We start from the raw sequence: 23,264 nt of genomic DNA, 5'->3' as shown, positions 1-23,264 counted from the left end.
CTTCAAGGCGTTAGCTGACTATGTGCCAGGTAAGCCCAACGTAAATTGCCGGTAAAGGCGCTTTGCTAAACACCCGCCAGTGCTTATCGTTCAGCCTCCCGTAAAAGAAGTCCACGCGTCCAATGGTTGATCACTCCATGCAATCCTCTGTTTCCCGCAATTCCCGTCGCTGGCTGTTCGGCCTGTTCATCGTATTGGTCGTCGCGGCGCTGACCTGGAAGTTCTGGCCCAGTGGCTCGGCGCAGAAGCCTGGGGCAGGGGATAAGGCCGCGGCGGGGCACATGGGGCGCTCGGGTGGCATGCGGCCAGGGTTCGGTGGGGCGACGGGGCCGATTCCGGTACGGGTGGCGCCGGCGGTGACCGGGGATTTCCCTCTGTACTTCAAGGCGCTGGGCACGGTCACGGCCCTCAACACCATCAATGTGCGTAGCCGCGTGGGGGGCGAACTGGTCAAGATCGCCTTCGAAGAGGGACAAATGGTCAAGGCTGGGGACTTGCTGGCAGAGATCGACCCACGCCCGTACCAGAACGCCTTGCTCCAGGCCGAAGGCACGCTGTTGCAGAACCAGGCCCAACTGAAAAATGCCCAGGTAGACTTTGAGCGCTATCGCGGCCTGTACGCCGAAGACAGCATTGCCAAGCAAACCCTCGACACCGCCGCGGCGCTGGTGGGCCAGTACCAGGGCACGGTCAAGACCAACCAGGCGGCGGTCAACGACGCCAAGCTCAACCTCGAATTCACCAAGATCCGTGCGCCCATCTCCGGGCGGGTCGGTTTGCGGCAACTGGATATCGGCAACCTGGTGGCGGCCAACGACACCACGGCCCTGGCAGTCATCACCCAGACCCAACCCATCAGCGTCGTGTTCACCTTGCCGGAAAACAACCTCGACACGGTGCTCGCCCGTTATCGCAGCGGGGCGAAACTGCCCGTCGAGGCCTGGGACCGGGGCGATGTGAAGCTGCAGGCCAGCGGCGTGCTGCAAAGCCTGGACAACCAGATCGATGTCACCACTGGCACCTTGAAGTTCAAGGCCCGCTACGAGAACCGCGACCAGTCACTGTTTCCCAACCAGTTCGTCAATGTCCGCCTGCTGGCCGACACCCTCAAAGGCGTGACCCTGGCGCCGACGGCGGCCATCCAGTTCGGGACCAATGGCACCTTCGTCTATGCCCTGGAGGGCGACAAGAAGGTCACCATCAAAAAGCTGAAGATCGGCGCCAGCGACGGTGCGAATACTGTGGTCACCGAAGGCCTGGCCGCCGGTGACCGGGTGGTGCTCGAAGGCACCGATCGCTTGAAGGAAGGCAGTGAAGTGGAAGTGGTCAGCGACAGCCAGGAAGTGCCCACCACGCCGACCGAGCACCTGCAGGGCAAGTCCGCAGCGGTGCCCGCAGAGCCAGTTGCGGCCGACAAGGCGAAAAAGGGCGGCGCATGAATCTCTCGCGGCTGTTCATCCTTCGCCCGGTCGCCACCACCCTGAGCATGCTGGCGATCATCCTGGCCGGCCTGATCGCCTATCGGCTGCTACCGGTGTCGGCCTTGCCCCAGGTCGATTACCCGACCATCCGTGTGATGACCCTGTACCCGGGCGCCAGTCCCGATGTGATGACCAGCGCGGTGACCGCGCCCCTGGAGCGCCAGTTCGGGCAGATGCCGGGGCTGACGCAGATGGCCTCCACCAGTTCCGGTGGTGCGTCGGTGATTACCCTGCGCTTCAACCTCGACATCAACATGGACGTCGCCGAGCAGCAGGTGCAGGCGGCGATCAACGCGGCCACCAACCTGCTGCCCAAGGACCTGCCGGCACCGCCGGTGTACAACAAGGTCAACCCGGCCGACACCCCGGTGCTGACCTTGGCGATCACCTCCAAGACCATGCTGCTGCCCAAGCTCAACGACTTGGTGGACACCCGCATGGCGCAGAAAATCGCCCAGATCAGCGGCGTCGGCATGGTCACCATCGCCGGCGGCCAACGCCAGGCCGTGCGGATCAAGGTCAACCCCGAGGCCCTGGCGGCCAACGGCATGAACCTGGCGGATGTGCGTACGCTGATCGGTGCCTCCAACGTCAACCAGCCCAAGGGCAATTTCGATGGCCCGACCCGGGTCTCGATGCTCGACGCCAACGACCAGTTGACCTCGCCCAAGGACTACGCCGAGCTGATCCTGGCCTACGCCAATGGCGCGCCGTTGCGGCTCAAGGACGTGGCACAGATCGTCGACGGTGCCGAAAACGAACGCCTTGCCGCCTGGGCCAATGAAAACCAGGCCGTGCTGCTGAACATCCAGCGCCAGCCGGGGGCCAACGTCATCGAAGTGGTGGACCGGATCAAGGCCCTGCTGCCGAGCATCACCGACAACTTGCCGGCCGGCCTGGATGTCACCGTTCTGACCGACCGCACCCAGACCATCCGAGCTTCGGTCACCGACGTGCAGCATGAATTACTGATCGCCATCGCCTTGGTGGTCATGGTGACCTTCCTGTTCCTGCGTCGCGTCAGCGCTACGATCATTCCGTCGGTGGCCGTGCCGTTGTCGTTGATCGGCACCTTCGGCGTGATGTACCTGGCCGGTTTTTCCGTCAATAACCTGACCTTGATGGCCCTGACCATCGCCACCGGTTTCGTGGTGGACGATGCCATCGTCATGCTGGAGAACATCGCGCGTTTCATCGAGGAGGGCGACAGCCCGCTGCAGGCCGCGCTCAAGGGCGCGAAGCAGATCGGCTTCACGCTGATTTCCCTGACGCTGTCGCTGATCGCCGTGTTGATCCCGCTGCTGTTCATGGCCGACGTGGTCGGACGCTTGTTTCGCGAGTTCGCCATCACCCTGGCGGTGGCGATCCTGATTTCCCTGGTGGTCTCCCTGACCCTGACGCCGATGATGTGTGCCCGCTTGCTCAAGCGCGAGCCCAAGGAAGAGGAACAGGGCCGCTTCTACCGCGCCAGCGGCGCCTGGATCGACTGGCTGATCGCCGCCTATGGGCGCAAATTGCAGTGGGTGCTCAGGCACCAGCCGCTGACCCTGCTGGTGGCGGTGGGTAGCCTGGTACTGACGGTGGTGCTGTACCTGGCCGTGCCCAAGGGGTTCTTTCCGGTGCAGGACACCGGGGTGATCCAAGGCATTTCCGAGGCACCGCAATCGATCTCCTTTGCCGCCATGAGCGAGCGGCAGCAGCAACTGGCGAAAGTGATCCTGGCGGACCCGGCGGTGGAGAGTCTGTCATCCTACATCGGTGTGGACGGCGACAACGCCACGCTCAACAGCGGTCGCCTGCTGATCAACCTCAAGCCCCACAGTGAACGGGATGACAGTGCCACCGAGATCATTGCCCGCTTGCAGCCGCAATTGGATCGGCTGGTGGGCATTCGCCTGTTCATGCAGCCAGTGCAGGACCTGACCATCGAAGACCGGGTCAGCCGGACCCAGTACCAATTCAGCTTATCGTCGCCGGACGCCGAATTGCTCAGCCTCTGGAGCGGGCGCCTGGTCGAAGCCCTGGCCCAACAGGCGGAGCTGACCGATGTGGCCAGCGACCTGCAGGACAAGGGTTTGCAGGTCTTCCTGGTGATCGACCGCGACGCCGCCTCACGCCTGGGCGTCTCCGTGTCGAACATCACCGATGCGCTCTATGACGCCTTCGGCCAGCGGCAGATTTCCACCATCTACACCCAGGCCAGCCAGTACCGGGTGGTGTTGCAGGCCCAGGCCGGGGAACGGATCGGGCCCCAGGCGCTGGACCAGATTCACGTCAAGACCACCGACGGTGGGCAGGTACGGCTGTCGAGCCTGGCTCGGGTCGAAGAACGCCAGGCGCAACTGGCGATTGCCCACATTGGCCAGTTTCCGGCGGTGATGATGTCGTTCAACCTTGCGCCGGGCGTGGCCCTGGGGCATGCGGTGGACGTGATCGAAAAGGTCCAGCGGGACATCGGCATGCCGGTGGGCGTGCAGACCGAGTTCCAGGGCGCAGCCCAAGCATTTCAGGCGTCGCTGTCGAGTACCTTGCTGCTGATCCTGGCAGCGGTGGTGACCATGTATATAGTGCTGGGCGTGTTGTACGAAAGCTACATCCACCCGATCACCATCCTTTCCACCTTGCCCTCGGCGGCCATCGGCGCCTTGCTGGCCTTGATCCTCAGCGGCAATGACCTGGGCATGATCGCGATCATTGGCATCATCCTGCTGATCGGCATCGTCAAGAAAAACGCGATCATGATGATCGACTTCGCCCTCGACGCCGAACGCAACCAAGGTGTCGACCCGCAGACGGCGATCTATCAGGCTGCATTACTGCGCTTCCGCCCGATCCTGATGACCACCCTGGCGGCCTTGTTCGGCGCAATACCTCTGATGTTCGCCACCGGTTCCGGCGCTGAACTGCGCCAACCCCTGGGCTTGGTGATGGTGGGTGGGTTGTTGGTGAGCCAGGTATTGACGTTGTTCACCACGCCAGTGATCTACCTGTATTTCGATCGCCTCGGACGCCGCTTCGCCAAGCCAGAAGGGAAAGAGGTGCGGGCATGACGCTTAGCGTGGGCCGGACGTACACCCTGTGGCGAGGGAGCTTGCTCCCGCTTGAGTGCGCAGCACTCACAAAAAGGTCTGCTGCGCAGCCCAGCGGGAGCAAGCTCCCTCGCCACAAAAGTGCCTGCCACAAAAGTGCCTGCCACAAAAGTGTGTGCTGCATGACGCCTGATGGCTGGAGCGCTCACCCATGAATCTCTCCGGCCCCTTCATCCGCCGCCCCGTCGCGACCATGCTCCTGAGCTTCGCCATCACGTTGCTCGGCGGCGTGTGCTTCGGGCTGTTGCCGGTTTCACCGCTGCCACAGATGGATTTCCCGGTGATCGTGGTCCAGGCCAACTTGCCAGGGGCCAGCCCCGAGGTGATGGCTTCGACGGTGGCTACGCCCCTGGAGCGTTCCTTCGGCGCCATCGCCGGGGTCAACACCATGAGCAGCCGTTCCAGCCAGGGTTCTACCCGCGTCATTCTGCAATTCGACCTGGACCGTGACATCAACGGTGCCGCCCGGGAAGTGCAGGCGGCCATCAATGCGTCGCGCAACCTGTTGCCCAGCGGCATGCGCAGTATGCCGACCTATAAGAAGGTCAACCCGTCCCAGGCGCCGATCATGGTGCTGTCGCTGACCTCGGATGTGTTGAAAAAAGGCCAGCTCTACGACCTGGCTTCGACCATCCTGTCCCAGAGCCTGTCCCAGGTATCGGGCGTCGGCGAGGTACAGATCGGCGGCAGCTCGTTGCCGGCGGTGCGCATCGAACTCGAGCCGCATCTGCTCAACCAGTACGGCGTGGCCCTCGATGATGTGCGCACTGCCGTTGCCGATAGCAACGTGCGCCGGCCCAAGGGCTCGGTGGAGGACGATCGGCGCATGTGGCAGGTCCAGGCCAACGATCAACTGGAGAAGGCCAAGGACTACGAAACGCTGATCATCCGTTATCAGGATGGCTCGGTACTGCGACTCAAGGACGTGGCGAAAGTCACCGACAGCGTCGAGGATCGCTACAACAGCGGTTTTTTCAACAACGATGCGGCCGTGTTGCTGGTGATCAACCGCCAGGCCGGGGCCAACATCATCGAGACGGTCAACGAAATCAAGGCGCAACTGCCGGCGTTACAGGCCGTGCTGCCGGCCAGCGTCAAGCTGAACCTGGCGATGGACCGCTCGCCGGTGATCAAGGCCACCCTGCATGAAGCGGAAATGACCTTGCTGATCGCCGTGGCCCTGGTGGTGCTGGTGGTGTTCCTGTTCCTCGGCAACTTCCGCGCCTCGTTGATCCCGACGCTGGCGGTTCCGGTGTCGCTGGTGGGTACGTTTGCGGTGATGTACCTGTACGGTTTCTCCCTGAACAACCTGTCCTTGATGGCGTTGATCCTCGCGACCGGGTTGGTGGTGGACGATGCCATCGTGGTGCTGGAGAACATTTCCCGGCATATCGACGAAGGTGTTCCCCCAATGACGGCGGCATACAGGGGGGCCGAAGAGGTGGGTTTCACCTTGCTGTCGATGAACGTCTCGCTGGTGGCGGTGTTCCTGTCGATCCTGTTCATGGGCGGGATCATCGAGAGCCTGTTCCGTGAGTTTTCCATCACCCTGGCGGCGTCCATCGTGGTCTCGCTGGTGGTCTCGCTGACCCTCACACCGATGCTCTGCGCCCGCTGGCTCAAGCCTCACGTGCCGGGGCAGGAGAATCGCTTGCAGCGCTGGAGCCTGCGGCTCAATGAGCGGATGGTCCGTGGTTACGCCACCAGCCTAGACTGGGTGCTGCGCCATCGGCGCCTGACCTTGTTGAGCCTGCTGGTGACCATTGGCGTGAACGTCGCGTTGTATGTGGTGGTGCCGAAAACCTTCATGCCGCAGCAGGACACCGGCCAGTTGATCGGTTTCGTGCGTGGCGATGACGGGCTGTCGTTCAACGTGATGCAGCCGAAGATGGAAATCTTCCGCCGCGCCGTACTCAAGGACGAGGCGGTGCAAAGCGTCGCCGGTTTCATCGGTGGCAACAACGGCACCAACAACGCCTTCATGCTGGTGCGCCTCAAGCCGATCAAGGAGCGTAATATTTCTGCACAAAAGGTCATCGAGCGCCTTCGTAAAGAAATGCCCAAGGTCCCCGGCGCTCAGTTGATGTTGATGGCCGACCAGGACCTGCAGTTCGGTGGCGGTCGCGAGCAGACCACCTCGCAGTATTCCTACATCCTGCAAAGCGCCGACCTGGCGTCGCTGCGCGCGTGGTACCCCAAGGTCGTGGCGGCCTTCAGGGCCTTGCCGGAGCTGACCGCCATCGACGCTCGTGACGGCGGCGGGGCGCAGCAGGTGACGCTGGTGGTGGACCGCGACCAGGCCAAGCGCCTGGGCATCGACATGGACATGGTCACCGCGGTGCTCAACAACGCCTACAGCCAGCGGCAGATCTCGACCATCTACGACAGCCTCAACCAGTACCAGGTAGTGATGGAGGTCAATCCCAAGTATGCCCAGGATCCGAGTACCCTCGAGCAGGTCCAGGTGATCACCGCCGATGGCGCGCGCGTACCGCTGTCGGCCATTGCCCACTACGAGAACAGCCTGGAGGACGATCGGGTCAGCCATGAAGGTCAGTTCGCGTCCGAGGGCATCTCCTTCGACATGGCCGAAGGTGTCACGGTGGAGCAGGGCACCGCGGCCATCGAACGGGCACTTGCCAAGCTCGGGTTGCCCGAGGATGTCATCGTGAAAATGGCCGGCACCGCCGATGCGTTCGCCGCCACCCAGAAAAGCCAACCGTTCATGATCCTCGGGGCGTTGCTGGCGGTGTACCTGGTGTTGGGTGTGCTCTATGAAAGCTACATCCATCCGTTGACCATCCTGTCTACGTTGCCATCGGCCGGGGTCGGCGCGTTACTGTCGATCTACGCGCTGGGTGGCGAGTTCAGCCTGATCTCGCTGTTGGGGCTGTTCCTGCTGATCGGCGTGGTGAAGAAAAACGCCATCCTGATGATCGATCTGGCGCTGCAACTCGAACGTGCCGGGCAGACGCCACTGGAGTCGATCCGCAGCGCTTGCCTGCTGCGGTTGCGGCCGATCTTGATGACCACGCTGGCGGCGATCCTGGGTGCCTTGCCTCTGTTGCTCGGCGCCGCCGAAGGCTCGGAAATGCGCCAGCCATTGGGCCTGACCATCATCGGTGGGTTGGTGTTCAGCCAGGTACTGACGCTCTACACCACCCCGGTGGTTTACCTTTATCTCGACAAGCTGCGCCATCGCTTCAATCGCTGGCGCGGTGTGCGCACTGATGCTGCCCTGGAAACTCCGCTATGACCGACCGTTCGCCTTTCAATCTTGCCGCAACGCTGGCCACCGCCCGTGGTTCGCGGGTGCTGAGCCTGGTGCTGTGCGTGGCGATGCTCAGTGCCTGCGCCGTCGGCCCGGATTATCAACGTCCCCAGGCTGCCGAGCCGGTGCAATACAAGGAGGCCCAGGGTTGGCGCCAGGCCAACCCCAGCGATGCGATGGCCAGGGGCGCCTGGTGGGAGCTGTATGGCGATGTGCAACTCAATGCTCTGGTAGACCAGCTCAATGCGTCCAACCAGACCGTGGCCCAGGCCGACGCCCAATACCGGCAGGCCCGGGCGCTGGTGCGCAACGCCCGTGGCGCATTTTTCCCCACCGTGGACCTGACCGTCGGCAAGACCCGCTCCAGTCAGGGCACGGGTAGCAGCAGTTCGAGCCTGAGCAGTTCGTCCAGCGGCATTCGCGACACCTATAGCGCCCAGGCCGGCGTCAGTTGGGAGGCGGACGTATGGGGCAAGTTGCGCCGCACCCTGGAAGCCGACGAGGCAAGCGCCCAAGCCAGTTTTGCCGACCTGACGGCGATGCGCCTGAGCCAGCAATCGGAACTGGTACAGAACTACCTGCAGTTGCGGGTGATCGATGAACAGAAGCGCCTGTTGCAGACCACCGTCGACAACTATCAGCGCTCCCTGAAAATGACCGAAAACCAGTACCGCGCCGGGGTGTCCGGCAAGGACGCGGTGGCTCAGGCGCAAAACCAGCTCAAGACCACCCAGGGCGACCTGATCGACCTGATCTGGCAACGGGCCCAGTTTGAAAACGCCATTGCCGTACTGGTCGGCCTGCCGCCGGCCGAGTTCAACCTGGCCGAGACCCAGGACATTCCGTCGCTGCCGCAGATCCCGGTGGCCCTGCCGTCGCAACTGCTCGAACGCCGGCCGGATATCGCCTCGGCGGAACGTTCGGTGATGGCCGCCAACGCCAACATCGGGGTCGCCAAGGCCGCGTATTACCCGGACCTGACCCTGAGCCTCAGTGGCGGCTACAGCAGCAGTACCTACGACAACTGGGTGAGCGTGCCGAACCGGTTCTGGTCGGTAGGGCCACAACTGGCGATGACGCTGTTCGATGGCGGCCAGCGTTCGGCAGAGGTCGACCGTACTGTCGCGGCCTACGATCAGACCGTCGCCACCTATCGCCAGACCGTGCTCGACGGCTTGCGCGAGGTGGAAAATTACATGATCCAGCTCAAAGTGCTGGAAGACGAAGCCCGCGTGCGCCAGGAAGCCCTCGACGCCGCCCGCGAATCCCTGCGCTTGACGCAGAACCAGTACAGGGCCGGGTTGATTGCCTACCTCGATGTGGTGACCGTCCAGGCTACCGCCCTGAGCAACGAACGCAGCGTGCTGAGCCTGCAACAGAGCCGGTTGATCGCCAGCGTGCAGTTGATTGCGGCATTGGGGGGTGGTTGGGATGGGCAGCTAGAGACGGATGAGTAATCCGTCGAGCCGGTAACGCTGCACGGTATTAAGAACCGGGATGCTTTTGTGGCGAGGGAGCTTGCTCCCGCTGGGCTGCGCAGCAGCCCCTCTCATGCTCACTCAATCAACCTGATCCACCGTGTCGCCGGGTTCTAGGGCCGCTGCGCGCCCCAGCGGGAGCAAGCTCCCTCGCCACGGGTCGATCTTCATGAAAGGCGAGCAGTCCCGCTTTTGGCCGATGCACTGCCTACGTCCTGTCGCGCTGGCTTGTTATAGTTCAAGCCTCTTTTCAGCCGGTAAAGGATCACTGCCATGTCGCAATACCAAGCGTTCAACGTCGAACTTGTAGACAACATTGCCCATGTGCAGATCAATCGCCCGGAAAAGATCAACTCGATGAACGCCGCGTTCTGGAGCGAGATCATCGAGATCTTCCAATGGATCGACGACACCGATGCCGCACGGGTGGTGGTGCTGAGCGGCGCCGGCAAGCATTTCTCCTCGGGGATAGACCTGATGATGCTGGCGGGCGTGGCCAACGAATTGGGCAAGGACGTAGGGCGCAATGCACGCCTGCTGCGGCGCAAGATCCTGCAACTGCAAGCCTCGTTCAACGCCGTGGACAACTGCCGCAAACCCGTGCTCGCCGCGATCCAGGGCTACTGCCTGGGCGGGGCCATCGACCTGATTGCCGCCTGCGACATGCGTTACGCGGCCGAGGACGCCCAGTTCTCCATCAAGGAGATCGATATCGGCATGGCCGCCGATGTTGGCACACTGCAACGCTTGCCCCGGATCATCGGGGACGGCATGCTGCGTGAACTCGCTTATACGGGGCGCACCTTCGGAGCCGACGAAGCGCGCAGCATCGGCCTGGTCAATCGTGTCTACAGTGACACCGCCAGCCTGCTCGACGGTGTGATGGGCATCGCCCGGGAAATCGCCGTCAAGTCGCCGATTGCCGTGACCGGCACCAAGGAAATGATCAGCTACATGCGCGACCACCGCATCGACGACGGCTTGGAATACGTCGCCACCTGGAACGCCGCCATGTTGCAATCGACCGACCTGCGCGTGGCCATGGCCGCCCATATGAGCAAACAGAAACCTGATTTTCAGGATTGATTGACCATGATTTCACGCTGGACCACCGCAGTACTCGATACCGCTCTTGCTGGCGGCTGGGCCGTCGCCCGCAGCCCTGAGGGCTTTCTGTTCGATGACAACGGCGCGCTGTTTCCCCGCGAATGGCTCAAGCGCCAAGACCTGTCGGTCCTCGCCGAGCACGGCATCGGTCACCTGGATGGCGAGCCGGTCTACCTGCTGGAATTGCACAGCTCGCTGGACATCCCAGGCTGTAACTGGAAAGGCCTGCGGGCGTTCATGCTCGAGGATGACCACACGCTGTACAAAGTGTTGGGCTATGCCGCGCAGATCGGCACCTGGGCCCGCGAACATCGTTTCTGTGGCAGTTGCGGCAAGCGCATGGGTCAGATTCCGTTGGAACGAGCCATGTATTGCGATGCCTGTGAGCTGCGGCACTATCCGCGGATATCACCGAGCATGATCGTGTTGATTACTCGCGGCGATGAAGTCCTGCTGGCCCGTTCGCCGCGTTTCGTCCCGGGCGTCTACAGCACCCTGGCGGGGTTTGCCGAGCCTGGCGAATCGGCCGAGGATTGCCTGGTGCGCGAGGTTCGCGAGGAAGTCAGTATCGAGGTGAAGAACATCCAGTACATGGGCAGCCAGTGCTGGCCGTTCCCCCATTCGATGATGCTCGGTTTCCACGCTGAATATGCTGGTGGCGACATTGTGCCCCAGGAAGATGAAATCGAGGACGCCCAGTGGTTCAACGTCCATGACTTGCCACCATTGCCGGCCTCGCGCTCCATCGCCCGCTACCTGATCGATCTGTATGTGGCGCGGCGCTTAGGCCACGCTGAACCAGTGCTGCCAGGCTAGGCGCACGGTCAAGCCCAGCACCACGGTGATGAACACCGGTCGGATGAACTTCGCACCGCCGCTGATGGCGGTGCGAGCGCCGAAGAACGCGCCGATCATCACCGACAGGCCCATGCTCAGGCCGATGACCCAATCCACTTGCCCGGAAAAGATGAACACCGACAGTGCCGCGATGTTGCTGACGAAGTTCATGCTACGGGCCACGCCACTGGCCTTGACCAGGTCGATGGGGTAGAGCAGCAGGCTGCTCACAGTCCAGAACGCCCCCGTACCCGGCCCGGCCACACCGTCATAGAAACCCAGGCTGAAGCCCTGGGGCGACTGCCATGTCTTCTTGATCGGTGCATCGCTGTCCAGCGGTGCCTTGGGCGTGCCGCCGAACAACAGATACAGGCCGCAGGCGAAGACGATCACCGGCAGCATCTTGTTCAGCCACTCGGCGGGCAAGTAATGGGCGACGATGGCGCCGGTCAGGGCCCCGACCAGAGTGCCGACGAGGGCATGAGTCCACTGCCTTGGGTGGAACAGCTTGCGCTTGTAGAAGGTGAAGCTGGCCGTCGCCGAGCCGAAGGTCGAACTGAGTTTGTTGGTCCCCAGGACCAGATGAGGCGGCAAGCCTGCCGTCAGCAGGGCTGGCGTGGTCAGCAACCCACCGCCACCGGCAATGGCATCGATGAAACCGGCAATGAATGCGACAACAGCAAGAATAGCGAGGGTAGAGAGGTCAACGCTGAGTTCAAAAGGCATGGAATAGGCTTATTTAGCAGGTCGCAGAAGGGCTGCGGGGAAGGGCGGTATGTTACCCATAATGGTGCAGGGCTGCGACAGCCGGTTGGGCGGTGCACCGTAGACCTCACAACCCCGCAAATCGCCCGTGGCGAGGGAGCTTGCCCACCCAGGGCTGCGCAGCCGTCCCAAAAGGCTTCTGATATCTGCCTGGCACACCGAGACCGCTGGACGATTTTTTTTTGAAATCAAGGGGTTGCCAGCCTAGGCAAATGAGTACATAATTGCGCCCATCGAACGCACTGAGACGTAAAAAATCTCAATGTTTTCAAGGAGATAGCGCTGAGTAAGTGGCTTGTTTCCTGATCAGTTTGTACTGCGGTTGATGTGGCAGCATCGCATCAAGCGTTCTGAGGCCGAATAGCAAAATGGTTATGCAGTGGATTGCAAATCCACCTACGCCGGTTCGATTCCGACTTCGGCCTCCACTTTTAAAAAGCTCTGTAGATCTATGATTTACGGAGCTTTTTTATTTCGAAGCATTGAAAGCTTTTGTATTGAAAAGGACATGAGCTGCCTTGCTTCGCGGGGGAGGGATGTATATATTCCCCCTCTTGCTGCACCAGCCAGAACATCGGCCATTGGATTTTGCCGATATTTCCATGGCTAACCGCGCTACCGCCCGAATGGCGAAACTGGTAGACGCATGGGACTTAAAATCCCCCGCTCGTAAGGGCGTGCCGGTTCGATTCCGGCTTCGGGCACCAATAGTATGATTTCAGATGTTCCCGTAAACATCTGAAACCTAGAGAAACCGGCCTTGTAGCCGGTTTTTTTGTGTCTGAATATCCCCGTATGTTCCTGTACAGCCCCACGATTTAGGTATACGTTTAGGTATATATCGGTTCGATATCGAGGCGTATACCTATGGCGCGCACCGTAACCCCCCTTACTGACCCCAAATGCGAGGCCGCCAAACCCCGCGCAAAGGACTACACCCTGTTCGACGGGCAAGGGCTTTTTTTGCTTGTAAGGGCCACCGGCACCAAGGTCTGGCGCTTCAAGTATAAAAAGCCAAGCGGTAAGCCTGGTCTGGCAACGTTCGGCAACTACCCGGCTCTCGGTCTGAAAGCCGCCCGCGCGCGTCGAGCCGATGCACTCGAGTTGCTGGCGCATGGCCAAGACCCCATCGAGAGCGCTAAGCAAGCAAAGATCGAGGCGGCCAATGAGGCGGGGAACACCTTTGAGGCGCTGGCCCTGGAATGGCACGCCAGCATGGCCGGCAAATGGTCGAAGGATCACGCGGTCAGGGTGCTGAAAGAGATTGAGGTTGATCTTTTCCCCATGCTGGGCAAACGTCCCGTATCCGACTTGAAAACCCGCGACCTGCTGGCCTGTCTGAAGACGGTAGAGAAGCGCGGCGCGCTTGATGTGGTTGGGCGACTGCGTCAGCGCATCGCCGGAATCATGCGAATCGCCGTTCAGCGCAACTTCATCGTATACAACCCGGCGCTTGATCTGGTGGGGGGGACTGCCACCCGCAAGACCAAACACCGCCCGGCCTTGCCCCTTGAGCGGTTGCCGGAGTTGTTGCAACGCTGCGAGGCTGACACCGGACGACCGCTTACCTGTCTTGCTGTAAGCCTCGCTTTACTGGTGTTCATTCGTTCTAGTGAGCTGCGTTTTGCTCGCTGGTCGGAGTTCGACTTTACCCGGAGCATGTGGACGATTCCCGGCGAACGGGCACCAATCGAGGGCGTCAAGAGGTCGCACCGAGGAGCCAAGATGGGGACTCCGCACCTTGTCCCGTTGTCACGCCAGACGCTTGAAGTGCTAGAGCAGATACGCCGGCTAAGCGGGCGTTTTGATCTGGTGTTGCCTGGCGATCACTACTACTGGCGGCCAATGTCGGAGAACACCGTAAACAAGTCACTGCGCCGTATGGGGTACGACACCAAGATAGAGGTTTGCGGGCACGGTTTCCGCACTATGGCCTGTTCCGCGTTGGTCGAGTCCGGCCTATGGTCGCGTGACGCGGTTGAACGGCAAATGAGCCACCAAGAGCGCAACGGCGTGCGCGCGGCCTATATCCACAAGGCTGAGCACCTGGAAGAGCGTCGGCTGATGATGACGTGGTGGGCTGACTACCTGGACGCCAACCGGGAAAAGCACATCACGCCCTATGATTTTGCACACCGGAACACTGATGTGGTGAGCGTGGAGAGGGGGCTACAAGCATGGAAATAAAAAGGGGCAAGCGATCAAAGGCACTTCCAGTATTCGACAATCAACCCGAATGGGGTACAGGTGATTTGGTCGATGAAAGCCTGTCTGATGCTGCGCGGGCAATTATCGCTGACTTGGCCGGACATCACGACGGCGATCTTCAGGAATGGTTCAAGGAAAGGCTTGGGTCCTACAGAGCGGTCATCCGCGAAACGGAAAAAGGCCCCGCGCGCCACGAAGAACTTCGCCATGTGCGGCAGGTGCAACTGCATCTTCAGGAAACGTTACGGGGGCTAAACAATCTCCCTCCTTTCGCCGAGGGTTACATCAACGACGCCTGCTGGCGAAGCCATGGGTGCTTTTTCAGCGGTGGCTTGCTTTCTGACCTTATGGCGAAGGCCGCCATGGTGTCCGATGTGTTGGACATTACCGAGCAGAAGTTGGAGGCGGCTCCAACTATTCGTGGCGTGAAGCCGAAGTATCCGCGAGATGATTTGTTGGCTGATACCGCGGACAAGCTACGGCAGTCTTCCTTAGCGAAGATGACCAAACGCAAAGCAGCAGAGCTCGCCCGAGAGCTTCTCGTTGCTGCAGGAGTCGAGGTGCCAGCGGACATTGTCGAATATGAAAAATTGATCCGACGTGCAAAAAGGGGGGAAATAAGCCTCTAACTAATCTCTTTTGAGCACTGCGACAGCAATCGGGGGTTCAACAAAAATGACTCTGTACCCGATACGGAGTCACTCAAATGCAGCCAGCAACAATTCCCCCGAAAGCTCTCATCCGTCAGCCAGCGCTCTGTCTATGGCTGGACCTGTCCCGCTCTGGCCTAGACAAACTCCGCAAGAAAGACCCGACGTTCCCGAAGCCAATTAAGGCCAACGAAAGCCGACAAGCCGCGGCTTATTACGTCTTGGCTGAGGTGGAGGCTTGGTTACGGACCAAGATTGAAGCGAGAGACGCAGTATGAGCCATTCATCATCGCTTACAGCTTCCTGGAAGCTTCGCGTAATGGCCGCCCTGCACGTTGATTTCTTCCCGTCTCCTTCTAATTGGTCCTGGCGCAAAGCCAAGCAGCGCGGGGTGTAACCCATGAAAAGTCAAAACGGCGCCCATGCGCCGGCGGGATCGGCTTGGCTGAAATCCATGATTGGGCCAGTAGCCCGGTACCTTCTTGGCGAGCCAAATGCCGCAATGAGCAAGCCGACCGAGTTTCGATTCGGAGCGCATGGCTCTTTATCCGTCGATCTGGAAAAGGGGGTATGGCACTCGCACGAAGACGGGCGCGGTGGCGGCGTATTGGATTTGATTGCCTGGAAAACCGGCATCACAAGTCGGGCTGAGCAAATGGGCTGGCTTGAGCAGCACGGCTTAAAAGAAAAGCAGCCGGCGCCCTGTCCTGAAAGTCCTAATGTCCTACCGGCCAGCCGTCGCATGTCGGCTTGTTATGACTACACCGACGAAGACGGCAACTTTCTGTTTCAAGTTGTTCGCTACGAGCCAAAGGACTTTCGCCAGCGCCGCTCGGACGGAAAAGGCGGCTGGGTGTGGTCTGTGAAGGGTGTGCGTCAGGTTCCCTACCGTCTGCCGCAGTTGCTGCACGCACCCTTGGGTAAGCCAGTGTTTGTCGTGGAGGGCGAGAAGGACGTACTGCGCTTGGAATCGCTGGGGCTGGTCGCAACCTGCAACGCCGGCGGCGCTGGCAAGTGGCCTGATGCGCTCAACGAATTCTTCGCGTGTCGCCGCGTAGTGATTCTGGCTGATAACGATGAACCGGGACATAAGCACGCCGCCAAGGTTTGTCGGGCTCTAAGTCTGGCAGAGGCCGGAGTTCGCGTGCTCTGCCTTCCTGGGCTGCTGCCGAAGGGCGATGTATCCGACTGGCTGGACGCGGGCGGCACCGGCGAGCAACTCCTGCAAATGGTGGACGCTCCCGGTAAACAGCAGTTCGAAGACGACGATCAGCAGTCAGACGAGGAACACTTCGAGCCCGGTGATGATGCTGACGAAAAACAGAGCCAGGCTTCTCTGCTGGTCAAGTTCGTGGAGCAACGCTTCGAGCTGTTCCACGATCAAAACAAGGACGTCTTCGCCAAGGATCGCACGACGGGCGAAGTGCGTAATCTAGCCGCGCGCCAGTTCCGAGATGCACTGGTCGCCGGCTTTTACTCCGACAGTGGAAAGGCGCCCCGAGATCAATCGGTCCGGGAGGCGCTGGGCACCCTGGCCGGCCTCGGCCGATTCCATGGAGACTGTCAGGAGGTACACCTGCGCACTGCCGGTGCCGCTGGTGATTACTTTCTCGACCTGGCTGTACCAGGCAGTAGTCGAGCGGTTCACATCCGGCCGGGTAAGTGGGAGATCGCCGAGTCACCCGAGGCCATGTTCGTTCGACCTGAATCCATGCAGCCGATTCCGGCTCCCGCTCCGGGTGGATCGATCGAGCAACTTTGGCACGTGGCGAACATCCCGCGCGGCTCCCGTCTGCTTGCCCTGGCTTGGCTGATCGAATGCCTGCGTCCTGATACGCCTTATCCAGTGCTAGAGCTGCTGGGCGAGCAGGGGAGTGCGAAGAGCACGACACAAACAGCACTGCGCCAGCTCATTGATCCGAACTCCTGCCCATTGCGCAGTGCACCGAAGTCGTCGGAAGACCTATTCGTTTCTGCTGGTGTGTGTGCGGTAGTGAGCCTGGAGAACGTCTCGCACTTGCCCGCAGCAACTCAGGATGCCATGTGCGTATTGGCAACCGGAGGCGGCTTTGCCAAGCGCAAGCTGTACTCGGATGCCGACGAAAGTGTTATCAGCGTGAAGCGCCCTGTCGTGCTGAATGGAATATCAGCGGCAGTCACGGCGCAAGATCTGGTGGACAGAACGATCACTATCGAGACGCCGGTTATCAGCGAGCGGCTGGAAGTGACAGACCTTTGGCGGGAACACGAAGCCGAGCGTCCGTGTTTGCTGGGGGCGCTGCTGGATATTTTCGCCAAGGCGCTGGAGTTAGTTCCGCAGATGCACATCCCCGCTGACGAGCGTCCGCGGCTGGTTGAATTCGCTCGCCTGGGTATGGCTGTCGCCGCCGCAGCGGGACATGAGCCCAAGGATTTCCTGCACGAGTTCAATTCCAGTCGGCAGGAAAGTCTGGCTCGCACCATTGACGCTAGCCCGGTAGCTGCTGCCGTAGTGGAACTGGTCGAGGCGCGTCCGCACGGAGTTACCGCCCCGGTAAAGGAGATTCTACGTACCCTGGAACAGTACCGTCCAACCGGCTGCGATTCGTGGCCGCGTTCCGCGAAGGGGCTAGGGGACGCCCTGCGACGTGCCGCTCCAGCTCTTCGGCAGATAGGCATCGAGTGCAAGCCCCTGGGTAAATCTGGGGGGACGGTGAAGTGGGGCATCGGGAGAAAGTTATCGAAGCAATGTCCTGCAAGTCCTGATGTCCTGCCAGACGATCACCCCGAGCAGGACATTGGGACTTGCAGGACTTCGAGTCGGCAACTATCCCCCGACAACACCGGTACTTCGCCGGACATGGTCTTCGATGAATCCGACGCGGAGGCCTTCTGATGAAAGTTATCGACTATCTCCGTGATCGCGGGTTCAGTGCCAAGGTGGTGGGTAACCGCTTAATCGTCTGGCCATCTATCAGGCTGACACAGGAGGAGCGCCGCTATATCAAGTTGCACCGTTTGGAGCTGATGGTCGAAGTGGCGGCCAACGATGGTGAAGCCCGACGCAGTCACTGGACAGTGTCCGTGACAGGGTACGGTCCCTTCACAATGATCGGTGAGCCAATGACTCATGCCGAAGCCTTGGTTGAAGCCCGAATGCTGTGGCCTGGCGCGCAGGTCATGTAGTGCTGAGCCCGGACAACTACCGGGCTTTATTCTTTTACGCAGTTGATTGGTGATGATTTCGCCTGCATGGGTGTCCGGGAATACTTGACCAGTTCGGGTTGCCTCCAGACTACTTGATCACTGCTTTTGTTTTGGCATAGATTTGCTCTTGTCGTTCCCTTAAGGGGGCGATGTTGGGCCGGTTCGAGTGACTCGACTGGTACCGTTTCTTGCCTTATTAGGCGCAGCGGACCTCCATTTACATACAGGAGGCCGCCATGGCCCATAAATCTGTTATCAAACATCGTTTCGCTGCGTTCGATCGCCAAGGTGGCCGCTGCTATTACTGCGGCTTCCAGATGTGGCGGGATACTCCGGAGGCCTTCGCCCGCCGCCACGGCCTTTCCCTTCGGCAGGCTAGGCACTTCCAGTGCACAGCCGAGCATCTAGTCGCCAGGCAGGATGGCGGAAGAGATACCCAGTCCAATATTGCTGCCGCCTGCCAGTGGTGCAATCAGCGCCGTCATAAGCGCAAGGACGCGCCTGAGCCGCAGGAGTACAAGGCTCTAGTGGAGAAGCGGCTGAGCAAAGGTGGCTGGCACCCGCTCCAAACAGGTCCCCATTTGTTCTGATCACCAAGGTGGCCTTGGCTGCTCTGGAACGCGTCTATCGGGAGCCGATCACCCGGCCCAAAGCTGAAGGTGGCAACAGACAGAAATCGGCGGATTCTGTTGAGAAAGTCGGTCCGCCCAAACTGCCTGATCATTGACTGGTGAAACGCCTTTTTTGCACGCTGCTAAGTGAAATCCGAGTCCGGATGCCTCTGCATAAAGTAAAGATTTCAATCTCAGACGCGCACTTTTCTGCAGAGCAAACCATGGCCGACTTTTTCAACAGAATCGGCTAATTGCCGCCCTTCGCCACATGCAGCAATCGACCCAGATGGTTATTCGATGCTGCCCTGCCAAAAGCATCGAGACTGTTTGAATTGCACTGAGCACGCATGGGTGAAAGGCGACTCGTCAGAGAAGAACACCTGATGGCTCATGGTCGGCAGATAGCGGAACAGAACCTTGGTGCGTTCCTAGCCTGGGTGGTGGGAAACACTGATCTGGACTCACAGGCGCAGCGGGGAAATGGCGTGGCACGACTTGATGGCACGCGGCCATGTGCTACAGTCGCGAGTAAGGTGATGGAGTCAGGGGACCCGGCAACGACCGTTCTGGTATGCCGATACGCACGCAAGCGAAGCGCGCAGGCCTGAAGCTGGAAGTCGGGCCGTAGGCGCCAGGAAAGCTCAGGAAACTGCACGGAGGCGAAAACATGCACGAGATTATCTGTCCGCATTGTGCAAAGGCGTTCAAAATTGATGAGGCTGGATACGCAGATATCCTGAAACAGGTTCGAGATACCGATTTCGAGAAGCAGCTGCATGAGCGACTTGAACTGGCTGAGCAAGATAAGCGGAATGCCGTTGAGCTAGCGATCGCCAAGGCCGCTACCGAAATGCAGAGGTCAGCGACGACCAAGGATGCAGAAATTCAAGAACTGCGGTCCAGGATTGATACTGAAGAGGTCGCGCGAAAACTCGCCGTCAGTGAGGCGTTAAGCGTTGTAGAGAGAGAGCGTGACACGCTTGCTTACGAGCTTGAGCAGACACGCCGCGAACAAGAATCTGCCTCAAAGTTGGCTGAAGCGAAGCTTCTAAATGAATTGCAGAAGAGCGCAGCGACCAAAGACTCTGAAATTCAGGAGTTAAAATCTAAGCTCGAGTCTATAGAGATCGGCAAAAGGCTTGCGATTACTGAGGCCATTAGCTCTGTCGAGAAAGAGCGAGATAAGCTGCACAGTGCTCTCGAAAAAGCAGAACTAGAAAAGCAGCTTGCAGAAAAATCGCTCAAGGATAAATACGAAACGCAGATCAAAGATCGTGATGACGCTATCGAGCGTCTCAGAGATATGAAAGCACGCTTATCGACAAAGATGGTTGGTGAGACCCTCGAGCAGCACTGCGAAACAGAGTTCAACCGTATTCGAGCCACAGCCTTTCCAAGAGCATACTTCGAAAAAGACAATGATGCACGAACCGGAAGTAAAGGGGACTATATATTTCGCGATTCGGACGAGGCAGGAACAGAAATCGTTTCCATTATGTTCGAAATGAAAAATGAAAATGACCGAACTGCAACTAAAAATAAGAATGAAGATTTCTTAAAAGAGCTTGATAAAGATCGCATTGAGAAAGGGTGCGAGTACGCTGTATTGGTATCCCTTCTGGAGCCTGAGAGCAAACTGTACAACACGGGAATCGTTGATGTTTTTCACCGATCTCCAAAAATGTATATCGTTAGGCCTCAGTTCTTCATTCCAATCATAACGCTGCTGCGAAACGCGGCTATGAACTCCCTGAAGTACAAGTCTGAGCTTGCGCTTATGAAGGCGCAAAACATCGACATCACAAATTTTGAAACTGAGCTTGAGGGGTTTAAGTCAGCATTCGGAAAAAACTTTGACCTGGCCTCAAAGCGATTTCAAACGGCGATTAGTGAAATTGATAAGTCAATCGACCATCTCCAAAAGACGAAGGAGGCATTGCTAGGTACCGACCGAAACCTTCGTCTAGCGAATGACAAGGCGCAGGATGTTACGATAAAAAAACTTACCCGCGGCAACCCAACTATGGCTGCGAAATTTTCCGATCTTAATAGCAATGTCGCAAATCCAGGAAAATAGTATCTATTCAATCAATCAGGGTCGTTGAATTAATATATTAGGTAAAAAATGGAAAATACCTCGCACAACCCCGATCAGCACATGTTTGGATTTCGCCAGCTTGCTACAAACGGAAGAAAGAGAATAGGAATACTGCTAGGTGCAGGGGCCCCCCGTTAGCATAAACATAGGTGAGGCAGGCACTTGGAAGCCGTTGATACCAAATATCGCCGGCCTTGAGAAAATTGTGTTAGATAAACTTTCGGAAAGTCAGCGGGGAGTTTACAATCAAATAAAATCCTCATTTTCGGACTCAAACTTAGAGAAGGTGCTATCGCGTGTCAGAATGCTTGCAGAGGTTGTAGGCGATGGTAAGCTCTTTGATTATACGGAAAAAGATTTCTCCGGTTTATCCGAGGCAATATGCAATTCGATTCGGGAAGTGGTTGCGCAGGACTTGCCATTGGGCGCAAATCCATACTCTGAACTTGTATCGTGGATTAACGGTATTAATAGAAAGTATGCGATTGAAATCTTTACAACAAATTATGATCTTTTAATTGAAAATGCCTTGGAGCGGGCTCGAACACCCTATTTTGATGGGTTCAGCGGTTCCAAGAGCGCTTTTTTTGATCCTTCAAGCATTTCAAAAAATGATCTTCCCCCCGCGTTGGGTAAGGCTTTGGAAACTTCATGGCTCCATTGGCTGGGAATCAAATGCTAATGGAGAGGTTGTACGCGTACCGAATGCTAAAAGCGCCAATATGGTTTATCCATCGCACATAAAGTACGATCAAACGCAAGCAGCCCCATTTTCTTCTCTTTTTGATCGTTTGAAGAACTTCATCCTTGAACCAGATACATTAATTTTAAGCACCGGGTTTTCTTTTGCGGATGCCCACATTTCATCAAGGCTGCTTGAGTGCCTAATGGCGAACCCCACCGCCGCGTTATTTGCCTTTCAGTTCAATGGTCTGGCAGATGAAAAGGCCGCCAAGGAATTGGCGCTAAAGTGCCCGGGAATAAGTGTTTTTTGTAGCGATGGCGCTGTGATTAATGGAGTAGAAGCAAAGTGGAAAATCGGAACCCCTCCAACCAAAAGTTGGCATGAAATTCGAGCAGAATACTATAAAGACAATAAATTTCTGCTTGGAGATTTTCTACGGCTAGCTCGTTTTCTGGCAACTGCTGGTAGCGATATATCTCAAGATGCAGTTCCTCCGGTACCACAGGAAGTGCAAGAGGAGATAATATGACAATCATCCAGCCAACGTTTCTGGGCCTTGTAAGCGCCGTTTCAAGCTCTTCGGTGGCCGTTGAACTCGCGGCCTCAGTGGAGTCTGGAATTGTTGTTTTGGAAGGACGCAATTATCGAATCGGGCAAGTCGGAAGCTTCGTGAAAATTCCTTTGGGGTATAACCACCTATACGGAGTTATTTCCGAATCTAGTGAAACCTCAACTGTCGACGCCGATTCCAAAATGTCTTCGGAGAGAAAATGGATCAAAGTGGAGCTAGTGGGAGAATCCATCGGTGGAAATTTTGATCGCGGCATAAGCGAATACCCAAGCATCGGCGATCATGTCCATTTTGTCGTCGAGAGCGACCTGAAATTAATTTTCAGAAAGCACTTGAATAGTCACTTCCAAGTTGGCCGCCTATCTAGTTCGGAAGGAATTGAAATAAGCTTGGATCTGGATAAGCTTGTCGCTCGCCATTCCGCAATTTTGGGGTCTACCGGATCTGGGAAGTCAACCAGCACGGCAAGCATTCTTCGATCGATGGTGATCAAGCCTGATGAATCCCCCTTACCATCTGCGAGGGTTTTGCTGATAGATATTCATGGTGAATATGGTCCAGCACTTAGCGATGTCGCCAAGACCTTTTCAATCATGCCTTCGGGCGAAAATCAGTTGTACATACCGTTTTGGTGTATCTCGCCAGAAAAGCTTATTGAATTTCTTTGCAATAATCCAAACGATTCTCAGCGATCACTTTTTATGGATAAAACCGTTGATGAAAAGAGGTTTGGCACCATTGAGAATGATATACCAAACATTGATGTTGATAAAATAACAAGTAACACGCCGCTTCCTTATAGATTAAAGAAGATATGGTATGAGCTTTGCCATGAAGACGGTGTTAATTACAGTGATGCCGCCATGACTACGCCAGCATACTCTCCTGGTGGGGAGGGGGGCTTTTGATGATTTGATCGCCCCTAAATTTCTCCCTCCTGGGGCTGGTGCATCACTACCGAAGAAGGGCGGAACTGGGGCAATGAAGAGGCAGCTTGATTTGATGAAATCAAGGCTGCTTGATACGCAATACTCGTTCTTGCTGGAGCCAGGCGATTGGAATCCAGACAAAGAGGGCAAGATCAAGAAAGATTTAGATGGGCTTCTGGAGAATTGGCTTGGGCATGATAAACCTATAACGATATTTGATTTGTCCGGCATGCCCTCGGCACGGTTGACGCTTCTTTTGGGGGGCAGTTCTCGATATTATTTTTGAGTCAGCTAT

General features: G+C 58.0%; 18 protein-coding genes and 2 tRNA genes. 19 read left to right on the top strand and 1 reads right to left on the bottom strand.

What is annotated here, in order from left to right; all coding sequences use genetic code 11:
• Nucleotides 1-122 precede the first annotated feature (122 nt).
• From TK06_RS06475 to nudC, 6 genes are all read left to right on the top strand, one after another.
• The gene (locus TK06_RS06475; protein ID WP_063321347.1) at nt 123-1,439 is read left to right on the top strand and encodes an MdtA/MuxA family multidrug efflux RND transporter periplasmic adaptor subunit; all 1,317 of its coding nucleotides are present in this window, start codon (nt 123-125) and stop codon (nt 1,437-1,439) included.
• Nucleotides 1,436-4,531, top strand: a complete 3,096-nt coding sequence (locus tag TK06_RS06470) for an MdtB/MuxB family multidrug efflux RND transporter permease subunit (RefSeq protein WP_063321346.1) — start codon at nt 1,436-1,438, stop codon at nt 4,529-4,531. Before TK06_RS06475 ends, TK06_RS06470 begins: the two co-directional genes overlap by 4 nt.
• A gap of 190 nt (nt 4,532-4,721) precedes the next feature.
• Nucleotides 4,722-7,826, top strand: a complete 3,105-nt coding sequence (locus TK06_RS06465) for an efflux RND transporter permease subunit (RefSeq protein WP_063321345.1) — start codon at nt 4,722-4,724, stop codon at nt 7,824-7,826.
• Nucleotides 7,823-9,298 (top strand): efflux transporter outer membrane subunit, encoded by a 1,476-nt coding sequence (locus tag TK06_RS06460; protein ID WP_063321344.1) that lies wholly within the window; start codon nt 7,823-7,825, stop codon nt 9,296-9,298. Before TK06_RS06465 ends, TK06_RS06460 begins: the two co-directional genes overlap by 4 nt.
• Before the next feature lie 294 nt (nt 9,299-9,592).
• Nucleotides 9,593-10,405 (top strand): crotonase/enoyl-CoA hydratase family protein, encoded by an 813-nt coding sequence (locus TK06_RS06455; RefSeq protein WP_063321343.1) that lies wholly within the window; start codon nt 9,593-9,595, stop codon nt 10,403-10,405.
• A 6-nt stretch (nt 10,406-10,411) separates the two neighbouring features.
• Nucleotides 10,412-11,242 carry an NAD(+) diphosphatase gene (gene nudC / locus TK06_RS06450; RefSeq protein WP_063321342.1) on the top strand — a complete coding sequence of 277 codons (831 nt, stop codon included), beginning with the start codon at nt 10,412-10,414 and terminating at the stop codon, nt 11,240-11,242.
• On the opposite strand, the gene TK06_RS06445 is transcribed toward nudC, so the two are convergent.
• Complete coding sequence (locus tag TK06_RS06445) at nt 11,210-11,989, bottom strand: TSUP family transporter (protein ID WP_063321341.1); 780 nt, start codon at nt 11,987-11,989, stop codon at nt 11,210-11,212. The genes nudC and TK06_RS06445 overlap by 33 nt on opposite strands.
• Nucleotides 11,990-12,382: 393 nt before the next feature.
• Here TK06_RS06445 and TK06_RS06440 point away from each other — a divergent pair.
• The 13 genes from TK06_RS06440 to TK06_RS32695 all read left to right on the top strand — a co-directional run bounded on the left by TK06_RS06440 (nt 12,383) and on the right by TK06_RS32695 (nt 23,255).
• Nucleotides 12,383-12,456: transfer RNA gene (locus TK06_RS06440), tRNA-Cys, on the top strand.
• Between the two features lie 192 nt (nt 12,457-12,648).
• Nucleotides 12,649-12,735: transfer RNA gene (locus TK06_RS06435), tRNA-Leu, on the top strand.
• A gap of 160 nt (nt 12,736-12,895) precedes the next feature.
• Nucleotides 12,896-14,215, top strand: coding sequence for a tyrosine-type recombinase/integrase (locus TK06_RS06430; RefSeq protein WP_063321340.1), 1,320 nt, complete (start codon nt 12,896-12,898; stop codon nt 14,213-14,215).
• Nucleotides 14,206-14,865, top strand: a complete 660-nt coding sequence (locus tag TK06_RS32395; RefSeq protein WP_123358466.1) for a hypothetical protein — start codon at nt 14,206-14,208, stop codon at nt 14,863-14,865. Before TK06_RS06430 ends, TK06_RS32395 begins: the two co-directional genes overlap by 10 nt.
• A gap of 77 nt (nt 14,866-14,942) precedes the next feature.
• Nucleotides 14,943-15,164, top strand: coding sequence for a helix-turn-helix transcriptional regulator (locus tag TK06_RS32940; RefSeq protein ID WP_063321337.1), 222 nt, complete (start codon nt 14,943-14,945; stop codon nt 15,162-15,164).
• Nucleotides 15,165-15,286: 122 nt separating this feature from the next.
• Nucleotides 15,287-17,761 carry a toprim domain-containing protein gene (locus TK06_RS06410; RefSeq protein WP_238992596.1) on the top strand — a complete coding sequence of 825 codons (2,475 nt, stop codon included), beginning with the start codon at nt 15,287-15,289 and terminating at the stop codon, nt 17,759-17,761.
• Nucleotides 17,761-18,051, top strand: coding sequence for a hypothetical protein (locus TK06_RS06405; protein ID WP_063321336.1), 291 nt, complete (start codon nt 17,761-17,763; stop codon nt 18,049-18,051). The genes TK06_RS06410 and TK06_RS06405 overlap by 1 nt, the downstream gene beginning before the upstream one ends.
• A gap of 257 nt (nt 18,052-18,308) precedes the next feature.
• Nucleotides 18,309-18,662 (top strand): HNH endonuclease, encoded by a 354-nt coding sequence (locus tag TK06_RS06400; RefSeq protein ID WP_063321335.1) that lies wholly within the window; start codon nt 18,309-18,311, stop codon nt 18,660-18,662.
• Between the two features lie 691 nt (nt 18,663-19,353).
• Nucleotides 19,354-20,763 (top strand): DUF2130 domain-containing protein, encoded by a 1,410-nt coding sequence (locus tag TK06_RS06395; protein WP_063321334.1) that lies wholly within the window; start codon nt 19,354-19,356, stop codon nt 20,761-20,763.
• 139 nt (nt 20,764-20,902) lie between these two features.
• The gene (locus tag TK06_RS32710; RefSeq protein WP_203417410.1) at nt 20,903-21,466 is read left to right on the top strand and encodes an SIR2 family protein; all 564 of its coding nucleotides are present in this window, start codon (nt 20,903-20,905) and stop codon (nt 21,464-21,466) included.
• Nucleotides 21,372-21,998 carry an SIR2 family protein gene (locus TK06_RS32705; protein WP_203417409.1) on the top strand — a complete coding sequence of 209 codons (627 nt, stop codon included), beginning with the start codon at nt 21,372-21,374 and terminating at the stop codon, nt 21,996-21,998. Before TK06_RS32710 ends, TK06_RS32705 begins: the two co-directional genes overlap by 95 nt.
• Nucleotides 21,995-22,948: an ATP-binding protein gene (locus tag TK06_RS32700; protein WP_203417408.1), complete on the top strand. Its 954-nt coding sequence runs from the start codon at nt 21,995-21,997 to the stop codon at nt 22,946-22,948. Before TK06_RS32705 ends, TK06_RS32700 begins: the two co-directional genes overlap by 4 nt.
• Nucleotides 22,949-23,021: 73 nt before the next feature.
• The gene (locus TK06_RS32695; protein WP_203417407.1) at nt 23,022-23,255 is read left to right on the top strand and encodes a DUF87 domain-containing protein; all 234 of its coding nucleotides are present in this window, start codon (nt 23,022-23,024) and stop codon (nt 23,253-23,255) included.
• Nucleotides 23,256-23,264 lie beyond the last annotated feature (9 nt).

Origin of the sequence: Pseudomonas fluorescens (assembly GCF_001623525.1) — a bacterium.
GTDB classification, from domain to species: domain Bacteria; phylum Pseudomonadota; class Gammaproteobacteria; order Pseudomonadales; family Pseudomonadaceae; genus Aquipseudomonas; species Aquipseudomonas fluorescens_Q.
Note: the sequence above shows the minus strand (reverse complement) of the source record. Positions and strands in the feature narration are given on the sequence as shown.